The following is a 20,552-nucleotide window of genomic DNA, read 5'->3' as shown; positions in this document are numbered from 1 at the left end:
TTAAAATTAAATTATGAAAACTATAAAATCAATTGTAACACTTTTCGTTTTATCAATAGCTTTCTCAACGGTTTCGTGTGATAATGAACCTGTAGATCCAGCTTTAGATCTTTCTGCAGGAGGTTCTGTAAGTAGTGTTTTTACAGCAAAAATTGATGGGAATGATTTTACTGCTTCTACGACAGTTGGTGATTTTACTTCTACAACATTAGGAAATCAGTTAATAATAAGCGGGTTAACCAGTAATGGGAAATCTATTTCTATTCAAATAATCAATCCAGCTGTAGGAACTTTTGCAGCAAGTACATCATCTAGTGATTTGTGTTTATTACAGTACTTTGATACAGCTTTAGGAGCAACAAATGGTGCTTTTTCTTCATATAATCCTATTTCAAATACATCGGTTGGAACTGTTACAATCACTGAATTTGACAGAACAAATGATTTAGTATCAGGAACTTTTAGTTTTTCTGCTTATAATGTTTCAAATTCTACCACTAAATCAATTACAAACGGTGTCTTTACAGATATTGAGTTTGATAATCAAGTAGATTAAGTTTCTAAAAAATATAATATTAAATCCCGAAGTAATCCTTCGGGATTTTTTTATGGCATACATCTTGAACTATTACTATTGAAATTGCTATTTAAAATTATTTTATGATTTGATTATCAATTAAATAACACTTTTCTGTGTAACTTTGAATAGCAGTACTTTTTTTAAATACTGACAAAAAGACCATAAATATTATTATGCCAAATCAAAAAATACTAGCGCTTGACAATTTGTCACTTCAAGAAATGGATCCGGATGCGGAATTAATTCCGTTGATGACGCCTGAGGATGAAGAAGAAATGAATAATGAGGCTTTGCCTGAAGATATCGCGATTTTACCTCTACGTAATACAGTTTTATTCCCTGGTGTTGTAATTCCTATTACAGCCGGAAGAGATAAATCTATTAAATTAATTAACGATGCTAACGCCAAAGGTAAAATTATTGGTGTTGTAGCTCAAATTGATGAAAATGTTGAAGAACCAGCACCAAATGATGTTCATCATATTGGAACCGTAGCACGTATTATGCGTGTTTTGAAAATGCCTGATGGAAATACAACGGTTATTCTTCAAGGGAAAAAACGTTTTGAAATCGATTCATTTACTCAAGAAGAGCCCTATTTGAAAGCAACAATTAAGGAAGTTCCTGAAAAACGACCTGATGTTAAAAATGTCGAGTTCAAAACAATTGTAGAATCGATAAAAGAATTGGCAATCCAAATTATTAAGGAAAGCCCGAATATTCCAACGGAAGCTACTTTTGCTATCAAAAACATCGAAAGTAATCCGTTTTTAATCAATTTTGTTTCTTCTAATATGAACCTTTCGGTTGAAGAAAAACAAAAATTATTATCGATTCCAAATCTAAAAGATAGAGCACTTGAAACATTGCGTTTCATGAACTTAGAGCTTCAAAAATTAGAAGTTCGAAACGATATTCAATCTAAAGTTCGTTTTGATTTAGACCAACAACAACGCGAATATTTCTTGCAACAACAAATGAAAACTATCCAAGAAGAATTGGGAGGTGTTTCGTATGAAGCTGAAATTGAAGAAATGCGTGCCAAAGGTCAAAAGAAAAAATGGGACGAAAAAACAGCGAAGCATTTTGAAAAAGAACTTTCTAAATTACAACGTACGAATCCTAATTCTCCTGATTTTGGAATCCAACGCAATTATATTGAGTTGTTTTTAGAATTGCCTTGGAATGAATTCACGAAAGATAATTTCGATTTAAAACGTGCTCAAAAAATATTAGATAGAGATCATTATGGTTTAGATGATGTTAAAAAACGTATTATTGAGCATTTAGCAGTTTTAAAATTGCGAAACGATATGAAATCGCCAATCTTATGTTTGTACGGACCTCCTGGTGTTGGAAAAACATCTATCGGAAAGTCTATTGCAGAAGCTTTAGGTAGAGAATACATTCGTATGTCTTTAGGTGGTTTGCGGGATGAAGCAGAAATTCGTGGTCACAGAAAAACGTACATTGGTGCAATGCCAGGACGTATTCTTCAAAACATTAAAAAAGCGAAAACATCAAATCCGGTTTTTGTATTAGACGAAATAGATAAATTATCATCAAGTCATAATGGTGATCCATCTTCTGCATTATTAGAAGTTTTAGATCCAGAGCAAAATAAGGAGTTTCATGATAATTTCTTGGAATTAGGATATGACTTATCGAAAGTAATGTTTATCGCGACTTCCAATAGTTTATCGACAATTCAACCAGCACTTCGTGATCGTATGGAAATCATTGAGATGACGGGTTATACAATTGAAGAAAAAATCGAAATTGCCAAAGCACACTTATTGCCAAAACAATTAAAAGAACACGGATTAACAACTAAAGATTTACAAATTGGTAAAAAACAATTGGAAAAAATCGTAGTAGGTTATACACGTGAATCGGGTGTTCGTGGTTTAGAGAAAAAGATTGCTCAAATGGTTCGTCATGCAGCAAAATCAATTGCAATGGAAGAACCTTACAATGTGAAAGTTTCCGATGCTGACATTATTGAAGTATTAAAATCTCCTAGAATGGAGCGCGATAAATACGAAAATAACGATGTGGCTGGTGTTGTTACAGGTTTGGCTTGGACATCAGTTGGTGGCGATATTTTATTTATCGAATCTTTGATTTCTAAAGGAAAAGGAGCAATGACGATGACCGGAAACCTAGGAACAGTTATGAAAGAATCGGTTACGATTGCTTTGGAATATATTCGAGCTAATGCTGAAAGTTTAGGAATCAATCCAGATGTTTTAAATAATTACAACATTCATATTCACGTTCCAGAAGGTGCAACTCCAAAAGATGGACCAAGTGCCGGAATCGCCATGTTAACGTCTATGGTTTCTTCATTTACACAAAAAAGAGTGAAGAAAAGTATCGCAATGACGGGAGAAATTACGCTTCGAGGAAAAGTATTGCCTGTTGGTGGTATTAAAGAAAAGATTTTAGCTGCCAAAAGAGCGAATATCAAAGAGATTATTTTGTGTAAAGAGAACAAACGTGATATCGAAGAAATCAAACCAGATTATATCGAAGGTTTAACTTTCCATTATGTAGACAAAATGAGTGAAGTTTTAGATATTGCGATTACAAATCAAAAGGTAAAAAATCCAAAACCTGTTGAAGCTAAGAGCTAATATTTAATTATTTATAAAATATACAAAATGAACTCTCAATAAATTGTTTATTGGGAGTTCTTTTTTTGTTTACTAACCGATATAATTTTATCTTCGCAGTTGCGTTATAAGTAAGATTAACTATAAAAAATGCTAAGAAAACTCTTATTCCTATTTTTATTTCTACTATCGGCTAATGGTTTTAGCCAAATAGGAGGTCAGAGTGTATATCAATTTTTAAACTTAGCACAATCACCAAGACAAGCAGCATTAGGAGGAAAAACAGTTACCGTTGTTGATTACGACGTAAATCAAGCGTTTTATAATCCGGCAACTATAAATGCTGAAATGCACAAACGTTTATCGGTAAATTATGGTAGTTATTTTGGTGAAGTTTCTTATGGAACAGCTGCTTATGCGTATACGTATGACCGTCATTTGCAAACGTTTCATGCTGGTATTAGTTACGTAAATTATGGAACATTTGAAGGAAGAGACGAATTGGGTAATCTAACTTCTGATTTTACCGGTAGTGAAGCCGCACTTTCTTTGGGTTATGCCTACAACTTGCCTTGGACAGATATGTTTGTTGGTGTTAATGCTAAATTGATTTCTTCTACTTTAGAGACTTATAATTCTTGGGGAGCTGCCGTTGATTTAGGTTTTTTATATGTTGATTATGATAATGACATCAATTATGGTTTAACAGTTCGAAATTTAGGTTTCCAAATAAAACCATACGAAGATACCAATGAAAAATTACCACTAGCTATTGACGCTGGTATTTCGCAGTTAATGGAGAACGTTCCAATTCGTTGGCACATGACGTTTGAAAACTTACAACAATGGAATATTGCTTTTTCAAATCCAAATAGGGCAGAAGGCAATTTGGATGGTGGAACTAAAGAAGAAAAAGTATCCTTTTTTAATAATGCTTTACGTCACGTGATTCTTGGAGCGGAATTATTTCCTGAAAAAGGATTCAACATTCGATTGGGTTATAATTTTAGAAGAAGTGAAGAATTGCGTATTTTAGAGCAACGTAATTTTTCTGGAATTTCTGTTGGTTTTGGAATTCGTTTTGGGAAAGTTAAATTTGATTATTCGTATTCGAGATATACGGTGGCAGCCAATACGAGTTTATTTGGATTGATGATTGATTTGGAGTAGAAATGAGTGATTAGTGAAAAGTAATTAGTGATTACTTAGATGAACTTCATTATTCACAAAGTATCACTTACATGACTTATATGTTAAAATAAAAGTCAATATTTAAAAAACATGAAAAAAATTACCATAGCAATAGACGGTTTTTCGTCAACAGGAAAAAGTACATTAGCAAAGCAGTTGGCTGCAACATTGGGTTATGTCTACGTTGATACAGGTGCTATGTATCGTGCTGTAGCGTATTTTGCTATGCAACATAACTTAGTTTCTGAAACGCATTTAGACAAAGCGGGTTTGATTGCGCAATTGCCTAATATCAACTTACGTTTTCAATTTAATTCTGCTTTAGGATTTGCCGAAATGTATTTAAACAACGAAAACATCGAAACGCAAATCAGAACGATTGAAGTTTCTCGTATGGTGAGTAAAGTTGCCGAAGTTTCGGAAGTGCGTGCTAAATTAGTCGAGCAGCAACAAGAAATGGGCAAAGACAAAGGAATTGTTATGGATGGTAGAGACATCGGAACCGTAGTTTTCCCAGATGCCGAGTTAAAATTATTCATGACAGCAAGCTCAAGAACAAGAGCGCAACGTCGTTTTGATGAATTGGTTGAAAAGGGACAACATGTTACATTTGAAGATGTTTTACAAAATGTAGAAGAGCGCGATTATATCGACACACACAGAGAAGATTCGCCTTTAGTTAAAGCAGACGACGCTATTGAAGTAGATAATTCAAGTTTATCTAAAAAAGAACAATTTGAATTGGTTTTGAACCTTGTAAAAGAGAAAATTTAAATAACTAAACAAATAACAACATGAAATTTTTGAGTAATTCTTTAAAAGTAACTTTTTTATTATTATCTGTTCTATTTTTAAACGGATGTAGTAGTGATGATGGTGATGCTACAACAGGAAACATTGAAGGTGTTTGGCAATTGGGAAGAATATACGGAAATGCAACATATTCTGGTATGAACTCCACTATGGATGGTGATTCTGAAGGAACAATGGAATTTAAATCGGATGGGACTTATGATAGTAATATCATTAGCGGTTATTTAGAAGTAACTATTCCATCATTAAATTATAGTGAAACAACAGTAATAGAACCAGTTACTGAAAGTGGAACTTATTCATATAATTCTTCTACAGATGATTTAATAATTGATGGAGAAACATCTAAAGTAGTTACTTTAAATGCTAATTTCATGAAAATTAAAACATTAATCAATGATAGTGGAGTAGTAGGAGTTTTGTATTCTGAATATTCTAGATAATTTACAGATTAAATTTAAAAATATTTTTTATGGCTTTAATCAATTTTGATTAAAGCCTTTTTATTTTTTTATCTTTTCCTTTTCCTTCGTTTGTTTTTTGAAATAACCTCTAAACAAGAAATTGTGTTTCAACGCTTCTAAATCTTCATTTAATTTGATGCTCGCTTTGTTTAAATTCGTCATTGTAGAATCGATTTGTTTTACCAATTTAGGATCGTTTGATAAGTAATTTAAAGCGCCTTTTCCATCTTTTACGTTGGTAATTGTGGCATTTAAATTAGTTACCACTTTGTTTATTTCAACACTCGATTTTTCAAGATTTACAATAATTTTTTTCATTCTATTGGCAACAACCGTATCATTTAGTGTACCAATTACGTTGTCTTTTCTGTTCAAATCGTTAATCAGCTGATTCAAACTAGCCACCGATTCGGATGTCCCTTTAGAAGTCAATCGGAGATAATTCATTGTGGCTTTTAAATCTTGTGCCATAACGGTATCACGAATTAACATTCCAACAGTTCCTTTGCCTAATGTAATTTCTTGTGTAATTTTTAATAAATCAGCAGTTAGCATTGCAGCATTTTCATTGGTGACATTTAAAGTTTCTAGCATAGCATCGGTGCCAATTCTACTATACGATTTAATGGTATCGCCATTTGTTACTTTTGGAGCATTGCCTTTTCCTGGAATAATATTGATAATAATGTTGCCCACCAAACCGTCTGAACCAATGGTTGCAATTGCATTTGTCTTAATGTGTTCCATGATTTTATTGTCAATTAGCATTACAACAGTAATTGTGGTGTCGTTAACCATTTCAATTTCGTTTACAGTGCCAATATCAATTCCGGCATATCGAACATTATTTCCTGGCTGCAATCCGTTTACATTAACAAAAACAGCATTTAAACGAGAAGTATTGCCAAACATGTTTTGCTTGTTTCCAATGAAATAGATGGCAGCTAAAAAAATTAAGGTGCCTATGATGACAAATATTCCTAATTGTATTTTTTGTGAAGATGTTTTTTCCATTGCTTAATTATTTAAAAAAGGCTTGCACTTTTGGATCTTGTGAGTTGGCTAACGCTTCAAATGTTCCTTCAATATAATTGATACCATCTATTAGTAAAATCATTCTATTGGCAATTACTTTAGCACAATCTACATCATGTGTTATGATTATCGATGACGTATTGAATTTTTCCTGAACCGAATTCATTAAAAGTACGATTTCTTTTGATGTAATAGGATCTAAACCTGTTGTAGGTTCGTCGTACAAAATAATTTTAGGTTTAAGGATTAAAGTTCGTGCTAATGCAATTCTACGTTTCATTCCGCCCGAAAGTTCGTTTGGCATTAAATCGATAGCATGTGCTAAACCAACGCTTTCTAAAACTTCCATAACTAATGGCGTTGTATCTTTAATTACACCAAATTTTTTAGTGTGTCTTCGTAGCGGAAATTCTAAATTTTCTCTTACCGACATCGAATCATACAAAGCACTTCCTTGGAAAAGAAATCCAATTTCGGTTCGTAATTCATCTAAATCTTCTCGTTCTAAACTATTGATTTCCTGATTCATTACTAAAATCGAACCGCTATCGGGTTGTTCTAATCCAATGATGCATTTAATCATAACCGATTTTCCAGAACCCGATTTTCCCATTACAACCAAATTTTCTCCTTCATTTAAAACCAAATCAAATCCATTCAATACTACATTGTTTCCAAAACTTTTATGCAAGTCATGGATTTCGATAATAGTATTTTTTGATGTAGTATCCATAATGATTATCCGTAAAAAATATTAGTTACAAAAACCGCCACAAAATCAATAACAAACAACAACATTGAGGTATAAACAACCGCTGCATTGGCTGCTTTTCCTACGCCAGCCGTTCCTTTTTTACAATTATAACCTTTGTAACAACCAATAAGTCCAATGGCAAAGCCAAAAAAGAACGTTTTTATGGTAGCAGGAATGACGTCGCTGTATTCTAAAATATTAAAAACCTGATTAAAGTATAAGGTAAATGAAACATTTCCTTTTATGTTTTCTACCAAAAAAGAACCATAAATAGCAATAAAATCACCAATGATAACAAGAATTGGCAACATAAGCGTACAAGCTACAATTCGTGTGATGACTAAATATTTAAAAGGATTGGTTCCCGAAACTTCCATAGCGTCAATTTGTTCGGTAACTTTCATCGAACCGAGTTCGGCACCAATACCTGAGCCAATTCTTCCAGCGCAAATTAATGCGGTAATGATGGGGCCAATTTCACGAATGATAGAAACGCTTACCATAGAAGCCATCCATGAAACGGCACCAAATTCTTGTAGAGTAGGGCGCGACTGTAATGTAAAAACCAAACCAATGATAAAACCGGTAACGCTTACGAGCAATAAAGAACGATTTCCAATATAAAAACACTGACGTAGGAGTTCTTTAAATTCATAAGGCGGTTTCCAAACTTCTTTAAAAAAGCGGTAGGCAAAGTAGGAAATATCTCCAACTTCTGCCAAGAAGTTTTGTAATGCTTCAATAAGATTGTCAAAATATTTTTTCATGAAGCGCTAATTATCTCTATCAAATGTACTGATTTTTAGCGAGATAATTACTGATTTTTGTAAGATATGTTGTAAAAAAATGTGGTAAAGTTGCGTTTTAGATAATAATAATTGAATTTAATTACACGTTTTGTGTATTCTTAATTCCTTTTGTCATTCCGACGTAGGAGGAATCACATCATCTTTATCAAATCTGTTATTTAAAAACTCGAAGTTTTCATTAAATGATTTGATTAAATCTATTTTTTTATCTCTTCTCCAACCTTTCAATTCCTTTTCTCTTGCAATAGCAAGTTGAATCCATGAGAATTTTTCATAATAAACTAAAAACTGAAGATTGTATTTTGAAGCAAAAGTTTTAATATCATTTTCGATATTTTCTTTATGCTGTTGTAATCTTAAGCCTAAGTTATTTGTTACTCCAATATAAAAAGTTGATTTGTATTTATTAGTAATGATATAAACATAATAAGTGTGAAATCCTTCGTTATATTCAATCATTGTATTGTTCATTTTTTTACTTTTTCTATTGTCATGTTGACGTAAGGAAACATCTCATAACGTTTTTCTTGTTAGTCTTTTCTTTATGTGATTCCTCCTGCGTCGGAATGACAAAAAAGTGAATTTTTTCAATCAAATTCCTTTTTTATCTTATCGTTTTCTTTTTTCTGATTAAATTTTTCAATCTCACATTTTGCTTTATTTCCATATTTTCGAGCATAATATCCACCAATTAAAATCATGATAAGAAATAAAATTTGTTGCGTCATTGTTGTAATTCTTAAATTATCTGGTTGATAATTAATGTTTGTTTTGTAGGTAGGGATTGTAACTCTGCGCTATCGGAGAGTCATCCTATTAGGTTTCTAAAGTTTGGTTTTAATGATTCTATAATTTGTTTAGAAAGAGTTTCACTTACCAAGCCACTTACAGTCATATCCACGATTTTACCAGCTAACATTTGATGCCATTTTTTCTTCCCTAAAAAGTAAAGCTCTTTAAGTTCCGAAATCTCATTTGTTAAATCATCGTAAATAATTTGATGACCTAATTTTAATTCTTCGATTTCCTTTAAGATTTTATCAAGTTTATCTTCTGCTTCTAATTTTTCTTCTATTGTAAATGTGTCTTCGTTAACATTTACGCCGTACTTACCAATTTCTTGTCTTAAATAATATAATAAAGATTCGCATTGGAAATTTGTATCGCATTCTTCCGGATTATTACATTTAGGAAGATGCTCATCATAAATTTTATTTACGGCGTCAATATGTAAACTAATAAATTTTATTTTGTCTAATGTGTTATCAAAATCGTAAGTTTTAGCTTTTATTTTGTTAATGGAATTTTTGTAATCGTCTATTCCATATTCTATATTATTCTGAATAGATTCTCTTGCGAATTTTTCTATTATGGTCATTTTGTAAAGTTTGGTTTTGGGTTATCACTATCTTATTTATTTTGAATACTTTTATTACTTACCATATCAATTTTTTTATATATGTATACTATTGTATAGTTTCTCAAATATAATTAATTTTTCCTACAAACCTTTTCCAAGTTTTCAACTACTAAAACAAAAAAATCCGACCTGCATTTGCAAATCGGATTTAATCTATTTTCTTTATTCTTTTATCTTAGTTCTAAAGACTACAAGTGAATCACTTCACCATAAGCATCAGCTACAGCTTCCATAACCGCTTCACTCATTGTTGGGTGAGGGTGAACTGCTTTTAAGATTTCGTGTCCAGTAGTTTCTAATTTGCGCGCTACAACTGCCTCTGCAATCATATCCGTAACACCAGCACCAATCATGTGGCAACCTAACCATTCGCCATATTTTGCATCAAAAATTACTTTTACAAAACCGTCTGGAGTTCCAGCTGCTTTTGCTTTTCCTGAAGCTGAGAATGGGAATTTACCAACTTTAATTTCGTATCCTTTTTCTTTTGCTGCTTTTTCTGTTAAACCTACAGAAGCAATTTCTGGAGTAGCATACGTACAACCTGGAATGTTTCCATAATCTAAAGCTTCAACATGCATTCCTGCGATTTTCTCCACACATAAAATACCTTCTGCTGAAGCTACGTGAGCTAAAGCTTGTCCTGGCGTTACATCACCAATAGCGTAGTAACCTGGAACATTTGTTTGGTAATAGGCATTAACTAAGATTTTATCTCTATCGGTAGCAATACCTGTTTCTTCTAATCCGATGTTTTCGATGTTGGTTTTGATTCCAACTGCTGATAATAGGATATCTGCTTCTAAAACCTCTTCTCCTTTAGCTGTTTTAACGAATGCTTTAACGCCATCTCCAGAAGTATCAATTCTTTCTACAGAAGAGTTTGTCATAACATTGATTCCTGCTTTTTTCAAAGAACGCTCAAATTGTTTTGAGATATCTTCGTCTTCTACTGGAACCACGTTTGGCATAAATTCTACAATAGTAACTTCTGTTCCCATTGAATTATAGAAATGTGCAAACTCAACTCCAATAGCACCAGAACCTACAACAATCATTTTCTTTGGTTGTTCTGGTAACGTCATTGCTTGGCGGTATCCAATTACTTTTTTACCATCTTGTGGTAAGTTTGGTAATTCGCGAGAACGCGCTCCTGTAGCAATAATGATATGATCAGCTGAATACTCAGTTACTTTTCCATCAGCAGCAGTAACGTCAACTTTTTTACCTGGTTTTACTTTTCCAAAACCATCAATTACGTCAATTTTGTTCTTTTTCATTAAGAATTGAACACCTTTGCTCATTCCTTCTGCAACTGAACGAGAACGTTTTACAACAGCCGAAAAATCTTTGTCAAATTCTTTAACGGTTAATCCGTAATCTGAAGCATGTTTTAGGTAATCAAAAACTTGAGCTGATTTTAATAATGCTTTCGTTGGAATACAACCCCAATTTAAACAAATTCCACCCAAATTTTCTTTTTCGATAACGGCTACTTTGAAGCCTAATTGTGATGCTCTAATAGCAGTTACATAACCACCAGGACCACTTCCTAAAACTATGATATCGTATTTCATTTTAAAGTATTTATTTATTTTTTAAAGGTAAAATGGAATTCGCAAAGCTCATTTCATTTTATAAAGTATTTCAGTTTTATTTAATAAGTTGCGAATTTAAGTATTTATTTTAAATTATTCTACTACTGCAGCAAATTGCGAATCGTATAATTTTTTATAGTAACCATTTTCTTTAGCCAAAAGCTCTTGATGTGTTCCTAATTCTACAATTTGACCTTTATCCATAACCACAATTTTACTAGCATTTACAACTGTTGCCAATCGGTGAGCAATAACAATTGAAGTTCTTCCTTTTGTAATGGTTTCGGTAGCTTTTTGAATCAATTCTTCCGAATGCATATCAATTGAGGAAGTCGCTTCATCTAAAATTAAAATACTAGGATTGCTTACAAATGCCCTTAAAAAAGCAATTAATTGACGTTGACCAGAAGATAACATTACACCTCGTTCTTTTACATTGTAATCGTAGCCTTCGGGTAAACTCATAATGAAATCGTGCACGCCAATTTTCTTAGCTGCAGTAATAACATCTTCTCTTGTAATGGCTTCGTTATGTAATGTAATATTGTTATAAATACTATCGGCAAACAAGAAGACATCTTGTAAAACAATAGCGATTTGCTTGCGAAGACTTTCTAAAGTGTAATTTTTTATATTCTGATTATCAATATTAATTTCACCAGAATCAATTTCGTAAAAACGATTCAATAAGTTGATAATAGTAGATTTTCCAGCGCCTGTACTTCCCACAATAGCGATAGTTTCTCCAGGTTGGACTTCTAAATTAATCCCTTTTAAAACTTCTACATTTTTAATATAGCTAAAACGAACATCTTTTAACTGAATTAAGCCTTTAAAGTGTGTTGCTTCAACAGTGCCTTTATCCTGAACATTTTCTTCTTTTTCTAAAATTTCAAAGACTCTGTCAGCTGCAACAATTCCCATTTGCATAACATTGAATTTATCCGCTATTTGTCTCAAAGGATTGTAAAGCATAGAAATATACATATTGAATGCAACTAGTTGACCAATAGAAGTATTAACGTCTCCATTAATAATCCATAAAGCTCCAAAATATACTACCAATCCAATACTTATATTTGAAATAATGTCGGCAATAGGGAAGAAGATAGAGTTGTATAGTATATTTTTTAACCAAGCAACATTGTGTTTTTGATTGATTTCCTTAAACTTTTCTAATTCAATAGCTTCTCTATTGAACAATTGAACAATTTTCATTCCTGTTAATCGTTCTTGAACAAATGTATTTAGGTTGGCTACTTCGTTTCGAACTTCATTAAAAGCTACTTTCATTTTTCGATTAAAAATATTAGTAGCTATTAAAATTATTGGCATTATTGAAAGAACAATTCCAGTAATTTTCCAGTTAACAATAAGCATGAAAATAATTACGATTATCATTTTTAACACATCACTGATAATCATAAATAAACCTTGACTGAAAATACTGGCAATAGATTCAATATCAGAAACCGAACGTGTTACTAATTTCCCAACTGGTTCCACATCGAAATACTTCATTTTAAATGAATTAATATGATCATAAAGTTTATTTCTTAAATCCTTTATGATATCTTGACCTAACCAATTTGCAATGTATGTAAAGCAAAACTGCGATATAGCCTCAAGTAAGAGTGCCACAAACATTATGGCTACTAATATTTTTAAGTTAGAAAAATTATCGTTTTCGGGGAAAAATGAAAGCATTAAGCCTTCAAAATATTGTTGAATTACATTAGTTTCTTTTTTTACTTCTATAAGATAGTTATCAATTGTGAAATTTAATAGGAATGGTCTAAAAGCACTAATTACAGCCAGAAACATAGCCCAAAAACACACAAAATATAATTTACCTTTGTGTGGTTTTGCGTATGCAAGTAATTTTCTAAATGACGATTTTTTGCTTTTACTCATTAATTTTCTCTCTTTCTTTTAAATACGGATATTTAACTTCAACTAAATACAAACCGTGTGCAGGAACTGAAAATCCGGCTTTTCCTCTGTTTTTGCTTTCAATTATTGTACGTAAATCAGCAACTTCAATTTTACCTAAACCAATATTGACCATAGTTCCAACAATTGCTCTCACCATATTGCGTAAAAATCGATCAGCAGTAATCGTAAATATAAGTTGATTTCCCGATTGTTTCCAATGCGCTTCTGTAATTTTACAATTGAATGTGTTTACATCAGTATGTACTTTTGAAAAACATTCAAAATCAATATATTCAAATAAAATTTTACAAGCTTTATTCATTTTATCCACATCTAAAGGATGAAAATGATACCAACTTCCTTCAGTAATAAAAGCATCTTTAAACGTATGCATATAGTATTCATAGGTTCTCGAAGTAGCATCAAAACGTGCATGCGCTTCTTCGTTTACTTTCATAATGCGATAAACAACAATGGAAGGCGGTAAAAACGAATTCAATTTGTGCGACCAATAATCAGAATCCAATACCAATTCGGTATCAAAATGAGCATACATTTGCTTGGCATGAACGCCTGTATCTGTTCTTCCGGCACCAACAATAGCGATAGTTTCTCTAAAAAGTGTTGAAAGTGCTTTCTCTAAAGTTTCTTGTACAGAAGAGGCATCAGGTTGACTTTGAAACCCATGAAAGTTTTTTCCGTTATATGCAAATTCGATAAAATATCTCAAAATATAATAGTCCGTAATCGGTAATTAGCGTTCAGAATTGAATTGTGCACAAATTTACAAAATTCAGTAGCAATGGCAATTTCTAATTGTGATAATAAAAACTTAATTTTGTCTTATGAAGAAAATCCTTTTGTTATCCGATACCCACAGCCATATAGATGATGCTATTTTGAAATATGTTAACCAAGCTGACGAAGTTTGGCATGCTGGCGATATTGGCGATTTGGCGGTTACAGATGCTATTAAAAAGATAAAACCACTTCGTGGAGTTTATGGCAATATTGATGATGACAAAGCCCGAATGGAATTTCCCTTGCATAATCGTTTCTTTTGTGAAGGAGTAGATGTGTGGATTACACATATTGGTGGTTATCCAGATAAATACAATCAATCAATTAGAGCAGAAATTACTAAAAATCCACCAAAACTATTTATTAGTGGGCATTCGCATATTTTAAAAGTCCAATTTGATAAAAAGTTGAATTTACTTCACATGAATCCGGGTGCTTGTGGAAAATATGGTTTTCATCAGGTGAGAACTATGTTGCGATTTGAAATAGAAGGCGACAAAATCCAAAGTTTAGAAATAATTGAACTAGGGAAGAAGTAGTGTTCATTATTCAGTCACAGTTTTCAGTATAAATAAAAAAAAATCCGAAACTTTCGAATCGGATTTTTAACGCACTAATAAACTAAGATGATAGGTTTATCGTAATCGATCAACAGATTTTACGAGATCTTCGTCCTTTTTTATTGCCTTGTTTGCCAAGACTAATAAAACGATAGAAATTGCAGGAAGAAACATCCCAATACCCTTCTCAGAAACTACAATTTCTCCGGATAAGTTTAGCGAGCGATACACAAAAAATCCTAGTAAAATAAAGTTAAATATCATGTTCAATCTGTTTAACACAAATTGATGTTGTCTCTTTTTAAAATTAATAATACTAAAAATTGCTAATAAAGCCGAAACTACAAAAAAAGCAATATATAATAATGATGAAGTAAAAAATACTTCTTTTTTATCATTTGTCGTCCATAAAGAAAAAACAAATGGTAAAGCTCCCATCACAACTGCGCTGATTGCCATATAAACCGTTTGAATTCTTTGTAACATTGTTCTTAAATTTTGTAAAGCAAAAATAGTATTTCTTTTCAATTAAAACTATTGTTATATTCAAATTTATTCGTATTATTGCATAGTATTAGTCGTAAGTACTTCATTCTACGACACCTTACGCCTCAAAAAAAAATCTATCTTTTTTTTGTTTTAACTCAATCAACAATTTTATTCAACTTATATCCATGTTTGATATTGAAGTATTAAAAGAGATGAAACTCTCTGATTTGCAAGAGATTGCGAAAGTAGCTAAGATCAATAAATACCGATCTCTTAAAAAAGATGATTTGGTCTATCAGATTTTAGATTTACAAGCTGCTAAACCCGAAGTTATAAAATCGGAATTACCTACTGATAAAAAAGCAGACCAACCTAAAGAAAAACGAGCAAGAATTCTTCCCAAAAAAGAAGCAAGTCAAGCGCCAAAAATTCAAAAAGATTTATTTTCTAAACCTTTAAAAGATTTACCAGAAGAAGTAGTTCCGGTAAAAGAAGAAAAAGTAGTTGAGGAAATAAAAACTACAGAAGCAAAAGCAGCAGCTCCAAAATCTAATGATAAGTTACCTCGTAAAGATTTTAAAAACAAAAAGCCTTTACCAAAAGAAGTTACAAAAGAAGAAGTAACAACTGCAACTACAGAAACAGCTACTCCAACTGAAGTTTCTCAAACAGATAAAAATCTGCCTAAAAGTCCAAATCATAAGGCAAATCAAAATAATCCCAATCATCCTGATTACAAAAAGAATTTAGCTCCAGAAGGAACTAATGGTAACAATGGGAATACTAATAAAAATCAAAACCCACATCAAAATAAAAAACCAAATTTCAGAGAACCTGATTATGAGTTCGACGGAATTATCGAAAGTGAAGGTGTTTTAGAAATGATGCCAGACGGATACGGATTTTTACGTTCGTCTGATTATAACTATTTAGCGTCTCCTGATGATATTTATTTGTCAACATCACAAATTCGTTTGTTCGGATTAAAAACTGGTGATACAGTAAAAGGAGTAGTGCGCCCACCAAAAGAAGGAGAAAAATATTTCCCTTTGGTAAAAGTATTAAAAATCAATGGTCATGATCCACAAGTTGTTCGCGATAGAATTGCTTTTGATCATTTAACGCCAATCTTTCCAAAAGAGAAATTCAATTTAGCAGAACGTAATAGTACCATTTCAACTCGTATTATCGATTTGTTTTCTCCAATAGGAAAAGGACAACGTGGTATGATTGTAGCCCAACCAAAAACGGGTAAAACCATGTTGTTGAAAGATGTTGCCAATGCAATTGCTGCTAATCATCCAGAAGTTTATCTTATTGTTTTATTAATTGATGAACGTCCTGAAGAGGTAACAGACATGCAACGTAGCGTGCGTGGAGAAGTTATTGCTTCTACTTTCGATAGAGAGCCACAAGAACACGTTAAGATTGCTAATATTGTTTTAGAAAAAGCAAAACGTTTAGTAGAATGTGGTCATGATGTAGTGATTTTATTAGACTCGATTACACGTTTAGCAAGAGCTTACAATACGGTACAACCAGCATCTGGAAAGGTATTGAGTGGAGGTGTTGATGCGAATGCATTACAAAAACCAAAACGTTTCTTTGGAGCGGCTCGTAATGTAGAAAACGGTGGTTCGTTGAGTATTATTGCAACCGCATTAACAGAAACAGGTTCTAAAATGGACGAAGTTATCTTTGAAGAATTCAAAGGAACAGGAAACATGGAATTACAGTTGGACAGAAGAATTGCCAACAAACGTATTTTCCCTGCAATTGACTTGGTTTCTTCAAGTACGCGTCGTGATGACTTATTATTAGACGAAAACACCATTCAAAGAATGTGGATTATGCGTAAATACTTAGCTGATATGAACCCAGTAGAAGCTATGGATTTCATCCACGACCGTTTCAAGAAAACAAGAAACAACGAAGAATTCTTAATTTCAATGAATGAATAAAAACAGAAACTCCGATGAAAATCGGAGTTTTTTTATTTTAGTCTTTCTAAAACGCCTTTACGTTTTACAATATTCTTGTAATCCCACTGAATTTCTTTTGCTTTTTGCAGCCAATTTTCTAAATCGGTAGTATCGATTTCATTAACCGAATTGTAAAATATAGAAGCGTCTTGAAATTTTGCTCCCAAAACATTTAGTTTGCCTTCTTCAAAAGATTTTCCGCTCCAAAATAACAATCGTATTCCTTCTTTTTGTTTACTATAGCCTACAATGGGATTTCCGTCTAAAAACCAAACCGGATGCGCATGCCAAATTTTATTTTCAGCCTCGGGTAAATGTTTGCTAATTTCATTTGCTAACAGATTGCAAATGAGTTGTTCTTCTGTTGTTCTGGCGTTGTTATAGTCTTGAATATCTGGATTCATAGCGATTGAGTTTAATCAAATGTAATAAAAAACTCCGATGAAAATCGGAGTTTATATTTTGTATAATATATTTCTAAAAATTAAAAACCATTCACGATAGCTAAAAAGTCGTCTGCTTTTAATGCAGCACCACCAATTAAACCACCATCTACATCAGGTTTAGAGAAAATTTCTTTAGCATTATCAGGTTTTACACTTCCTCCGTATAAAATAGTTAGATTGTCTGCAATATCAAATCCGTATACTTTTTCAACTAAGTTTCTGATGAATAAGTGCATTTCTTGTGCTTGTTCTGGAGAAGCTGTTTCGCCTGTTCCAATAGCCCAAACAGGTTCGTAAGCTAGAACAATATTTGCCCAATCTTTTTTCCCTAAATGGAATAAACCATCGCGCAATTGATTTTCAACAATATTAAAATGATTGTTTATTTGACGATCTTTTAATTCTTCACCAAAACAGAAAATAACACGCATTTCATGTTTTAAAGCAGTATCAACTTTATTAGCTAATAAACCATCAGTTTCATGAAAATAAGCACGTCTTTCGCTATGACCTAAAATAACAGTCGTTACTCCAATATCAGTTAACATACTTGCTGCAATTTCTCCTGTAAAAGCACCACCTTCTGCTTGGTGCATATTTTGAGCTGCAACTGTAATTCCTTTTCCATTTGTAATTTCAACTGCTTTTGACAAGTTTACAAATGTAGGAGCAACAATTATTTCAGTAGTTGTATTTGGTTTTTTTGCGATAATTTCTTCTAATAATGCAACAGTTTCTTTTTGTGTTTTGTGCATTTTCCAGTTTCCTGCAACGATATTTTTTCTCATTAGATTATGATTGTTAATAAATTCAAAAGTACTAATTTGAATACTTTTTTGCTAGCTGATTGTAATAAAATTACGCAAAGGTTTGCGAGATTATACTATTTATTTAACCTTGTTTAATACTTCTTTTATTGTATCAAAATCTTTTTCAATAGCTCGATACAAAACAATTTTACCTGTTTTGTCTACAATTAAATATCTTGGAATCCAATCAACATTTAATGATTTTCCAAAAGTTCCTTTCATATTATCACCAATGAAATAATTTTCGCCTTCTACTTCATATTTATCGATTCCTTGAATCCATTTTTCAACTGTTTTATCAAAAGATAAGTTTACAAAAACAACATCTTTATTATAAGTTTGGTTTAATTTTTTTACTTCTGGCATTGCTTTTATACAATCAGAACACCATGAAGCCCATATTTCTATGAATATCGTTTTTCCTTCATGTTTTTTTAAGATTTCTTGAAATGTAATTGGGTTATCTTCAGTTGTTTTTAAAACATATTCCAGACTTTCATTTTTAAAGCTTGTTTCTTCTTTTTGAGCACATCCTAAAATGCTGATTAGCATAGTAGTTAAAACGAATATTTTTTTCATATTTTCTATTTTATTTTTAAAACACATAGACACATAGTTTTTATTTCAATTTTAGTGTAAAAGATTATTTTTTAGAAAAAAATCTTTCGATTTTATAACAATAGACAAGCTTTTATTTTCTATGTTTCTATGTGTTTATATTTTTATTTTTTTAATTCTGATAATGGTTTTTTAATTGTTTTCTTGAATTCGGCTCCATTGAATTTATTATCCGAAATTCCATCGTAGAATGTGAATTCATTTCCATTCCACAAATATTTTACACCTGGAGTATCTCTTCCGTTTCCTAATTCTGTCCAAAAAGGAATAACATCAATTAATTTATATGGGAATTTTGTTCCGGCGAATTCAAAGAATGTTGGGATTTTCTCAGGTTCTTCATTCATGAAAATAACATAAACAGGAGGGAAGTTTTTATCCTTTTTACGCATTTCGTTGATTTCCTTAGCTGTTTCCATACAATGGTCGCAACCAGGAACAAAATAGCAAAGAATTTTTTTGTCGTTATCAATTCCAGGAAAGTACTTTTCGTATCCCGATTTTACTTTTTTAGGAGCTTCTTCTACTTTTTTTACTTCAACTTCAGGATTTTCAACTGTTGGAACATTTGTTGTTGGTACTTCAGTTTCTGGAATTTCAACTGTTAATAACGAAGTAGAATCTGCAACAACTCCTAAATTTTCTTGAACTTCTGAAATTGGGCTTTCAATTACTTCTTCAACAGGGCGAATTGGAGCCAACATGAAAAGTCCTAGAATACAACCAAGTGCGACTGATTTTAATAACCAAAAATTTGATTTTCCATCTTTTGGAAGTAATTTATTTAGCCAAACTAACAATCCGATTGCGATGATATTTTTTATGATTGCTTCAACAGGAGTCATTGGAATTAATTCTCCAAAACAACCACAGTTCCCTGAATTTCCACTAACAAAAGTGGTATAACTTAAGTGAACTACAAATACAGATAATAATAATATTGTAGCAGGAATGGTAATTTTTTTCAAATAATGATTTAACAAAATTGCAATTCCAAGCGCAAATTCAATTCCGATTAAAATTCTAGAAAAATACGGTGCAAAACCTTCTGAAAATCCAAGAGGATATAATTGTTTTACTTCAAAAGTAGAGATTGAGAAATAAGGAGAAGGATATAATTTTGCAATTGCTGAAACAATAAATAAGGCTGAAATAACAAGGCGTAAAATCCAAGAGATGTTTTTCGAGTTCATAGTATGTTTAAATTACAAATAGCAAATAATAAATTACAAATAATATTCAATTTTAAAATTTCAAATCCAAAAACTAAACTTTATATTTTTCAATTATTGATGAAAAAATCAACTTTAATTCATTTCCTTCTTTTATCAGTTGATCAGTTTCGGATTTAAATTCAGGGTTTATTCTGTTTAAAATATTTAACCAATATACAGCTTCTTTACTTTCCTTTCTCGAAATTTTCAATCTAAAAACAAAATCTTTTTTACTCAATGATTCATTGGCTTCGATGTAATTTGCTCCAATTGAACCTGATGCTCTAACTAATTGTTTTGAATCTTCGATATTTGAAATTGTCTTGGGTAATTTACCGATGTAAATTCTGCAAGCTATCGCAAATTCAAGGGTTCTATCTTCTAGATCGAATCTTTTTTCACTCATTTAGTTTTTTTGA

The 20,552-nt window shown here is 31.9% G+C and carries 22 protein-coding genes; 7 read left to right on the top strand and 15 right to left on the bottom strand.

Annotated elements, in window-relative coordinates:
• The first annotated feature begins 13 nt into the window (after positions 1–13).
• The 5 genes from LOS89_RS08125 (at position 14) to LOS89_RS08105 (ending at position 5,642) form a co-directional block, all read left to right on the top strand.
• Positions 14–556 carry a Riean_0653 family protein gene (locus LOS89_RS08125; RefSeq protein WP_231834780.1) on the top strand — a complete coding sequence of 181 codons (543 nt, stop codon included), beginning with the start codon at positions 14–16 and terminating at the stop codon, positions 554–556.
• 197 nt (positions 557–753) lie between these two features.
• Complete coding sequence (gene lon, locus LOS89_RS08120; protein WP_231834779.1) at positions 754–3,216, top strand: endopeptidase La; 2,463 nt, start codon at positions 754–756, stop codon at positions 3,214–3,216.
• A 129-nt stretch (positions 3,217–3,345) separates the two neighbouring features.
• The gene (gene porQ / locus LOS89_RS08115; RefSeq protein ID WP_231834778.1) at positions 3,346–4,365 is read left to right on the top strand and encodes a type IX secretion system protein PorQ; all 1,020 of its coding nucleotides are present in this window, start codon (positions 3,346–3,348) and stop codon (positions 4,363–4,365) included.
• Positions 4,366–4,476: 111 nt separating this feature from the next.
• On the top strand, positions 4,477–5,160 hold the full coding sequence (cmk, locus tag LOS89_RS08110; RefSeq protein ID WP_231834777.1) for a (d)CMP kinase: 684 nt from the start codon (positions 4,477–4,479) through the stop codon (positions 5,158–5,160).
• Positions 5,161–5,180: 20 nt separating this feature from the next.
• The gene (locus LOS89_RS08105; RefSeq protein ID WP_231834776.1) at positions 5,181–5,642 is read left to right on the top strand and encodes a hypothetical protein; all 462 of its coding nucleotides are present in this window, start codon (positions 5,181–5,183) and stop codon (positions 5,640–5,642) included.
• Between the two features lie 60 nt (positions 5,643–5,702).
• On the opposite strand, the gene LOS89_RS08100 is transcribed toward LOS89_RS08105, so the two are convergent.
• From LOS89_RS08100 to truA, 9 genes are all read right to left on the bottom strand, one after another.
• Positions 5,703–6,677 (bottom strand): MlaD family protein, encoded by a 975-nt coding sequence (locus LOS89_RS08100; RefSeq protein ID WP_231834775.1) that lies wholly within the window; start codon positions 6,675–6,677, stop codon positions 5,703–5,705.
• Positions 6,678–6,684: 7 nt separating this feature from the next.
• The gene (locus tag LOS89_RS08095) at positions 6,685–7,431 is read right to left on the bottom strand and encodes an ABC transporter ATP-binding protein (RefSeq protein WP_231834774.1); all 747 of its coding nucleotides are present in this window, start codon (positions 7,429–7,431) and stop codon (positions 6,685–6,687) included.
• Between the two features lie 5 nt (positions 7,432–7,436).
• Positions 7,437–8,219 (bottom strand): MlaE family ABC transporter permease, encoded by a 783-nt coding sequence (locus LOS89_RS08090; RefSeq protein WP_231834773.1) that lies wholly within the window; start codon positions 8,217–8,219, stop codon positions 7,437–7,439.
• Positions 8,220–8,372: 153 nt separating this feature from the next.
• Positions 8,373–8,732 (bottom strand): GIY-YIG nuclease family protein, encoded by a 360-nt coding sequence (locus tag LOS89_RS08085; protein WP_231834772.1) that lies wholly within the window; start codon positions 8,730–8,732, stop codon positions 8,373–8,375.
• A 116-nt stretch (positions 8,733–8,848) separates the two neighbouring features.
• A complete protein-coding gene (locus LOS89_RS08080) occupies positions 8,849–8,989 on the bottom strand; it encodes a hypothetical protein (RefSeq protein ID WP_231834771.1) in 141 nt (46 codons plus the stop codon).
• A gap of 80 nt (positions 8,990–9,069) precedes the next feature.
• Positions 9,070–9,639, bottom strand: a complete 570-nt coding sequence (locus LOS89_RS08075) for a hypothetical protein (RefSeq protein ID WP_231834770.1) — start codon at positions 9,637–9,639, stop codon at positions 9,070–9,072.
• 230 nt (positions 9,640–9,869) lie between these two features.
• Complete coding sequence (gene lpdA, locus LOS89_RS08070; protein WP_231834769.1) at positions 9,870–11,258, bottom strand: dihydrolipoyl dehydrogenase; 1,389 nt, start codon at positions 11,256–11,258, stop codon at positions 9,870–9,872.
• A gap of 114 nt (positions 11,259–11,372) precedes the next feature.
• Positions 11,373–13,193, bottom strand: coding sequence for an ABC transporter ATP-binding protein (locus LOS89_RS08065; protein ID WP_231834768.1), 1,821 nt, complete (start codon positions 13,191–13,193; stop codon positions 11,373–11,375).
• Entirely contained in the window at positions 13,186–13,944 is a 759-nt protein-coding gene (gene truA / locus LOS89_RS08060) for a tRNA pseudouridine(38-40) synthase TruA (RefSeq protein WP_231834767.1), read from the bottom strand. The genes LOS89_RS08065 and truA overlap by 8 nt, the downstream gene beginning before the upstream one ends.
• Positions 13,945–14,059: 115 nt before the next feature.
• On the opposite strand from truA, the gene LOS89_RS08055 reads away from it, so the two are divergent.
• Positions 14,060–14,554: a metallophosphoesterase family protein gene (locus LOS89_RS08055; protein ID WP_231834766.1), complete on the top strand. Its 495-nt coding sequence runs from the start codon at positions 14,060–14,062 to the stop codon at positions 14,552–14,554.
• 96 nt (positions 14,555–14,650) lie between these two features.
• Here the strand turns inward: LOS89_RS08055 and LOS89_RS08050 are convergent, their stop codons facing one another.
• On the bottom strand, positions 14,651–15,061 hold the full coding sequence (locus tag LOS89_RS08050; RefSeq protein WP_231834765.1) for a DUF4293 domain-containing protein: 411 nt from the start codon (positions 15,059–15,061) through the stop codon (positions 14,651–14,653).
• 188 nt (positions 15,062–15,249) lie between these two features.
• Here LOS89_RS08050 and rho point away from each other — a divergent pair, with 188 nt between their 5' ends.
• Positions 15,250–17,025, top strand: coding sequence for a transcription termination factor Rho (gene rho / locus LOS89_RS08045; protein ID WP_231834764.1), 1,776 nt, complete (start codon positions 15,250–15,252; stop codon positions 17,023–17,025).
• Between the two features lie 32 nt (positions 17,026–17,057).
• Here the strand turns inward: rho and LOS89_RS08040 are convergent, their stop codons facing one another.
• The 5 genes from LOS89_RS08040 to LOS89_RS08020 all read right to left on the bottom strand — a co-directional run bounded on the left by LOS89_RS08040 (position 17,058) and on the right by LOS89_RS08020 (position 20,539).
• Positions 17,058–17,450: a DUF1801 domain-containing protein gene (locus tag LOS89_RS08040; RefSeq protein WP_231834763.1), complete on the bottom strand. Its 393-nt coding sequence runs from the start codon at positions 17,448–17,450 to the stop codon at positions 17,058–17,060.
• A gap of 80 nt (positions 17,451–17,530) precedes the next feature.
• Positions 17,531–18,280 carry a triose-phosphate isomerase gene (gene tpiA / locus LOS89_RS08035; protein WP_231834762.1) on the bottom strand — a complete coding sequence of 250 codons (750 nt, stop codon included), beginning with the start codon at positions 18,278–18,280 and terminating at the stop codon, positions 17,531–17,533.
• A gap of 99 nt (positions 18,281–18,379) precedes the next feature.
• Positions 18,380–18,880 carry a TlpA family protein disulfide reductase gene (locus LOS89_RS08030; RefSeq protein ID WP_231834761.1) on the bottom strand — a complete coding sequence of 167 codons (501 nt, stop codon included), beginning with the start codon at positions 18,878–18,880 and terminating at the stop codon, positions 18,380–18,382.
• 143 nt (positions 18,881–19,023) lie between these two features.
• Entirely contained in the window at positions 19,024–20,112 is a 1,089-nt protein-coding gene (locus LOS89_RS08025; protein WP_231834760.1) for a DoxX family protein, read from the bottom strand.
• Positions 20,113–20,185: 73 nt separating this feature from the next.
• Positions 20,186–20,539 carry a four helix bundle protein gene (locus LOS89_RS08020; RefSeq protein ID WP_231834759.1) on the bottom strand — a complete coding sequence of 118 codons (354 nt, stop codon included), beginning with the start codon at positions 20,537–20,539 and terminating at the stop codon, positions 20,186–20,188.
• Between the last annotated feature and the right edge of the window lie 13 nt (positions 20,540–20,552).

This window comes from Flavobacterium channae (assembly GCF_021172165.1).
Classification (GTDB): Bacteria; Bacteroidota; Bacteroidia; order Flavobacteriales; family Flavobacteriaceae; genus Flavobacterium; species Flavobacterium channae.
This window is presented reverse-complemented; position numbering and strand designations above follow the sequence as displayed.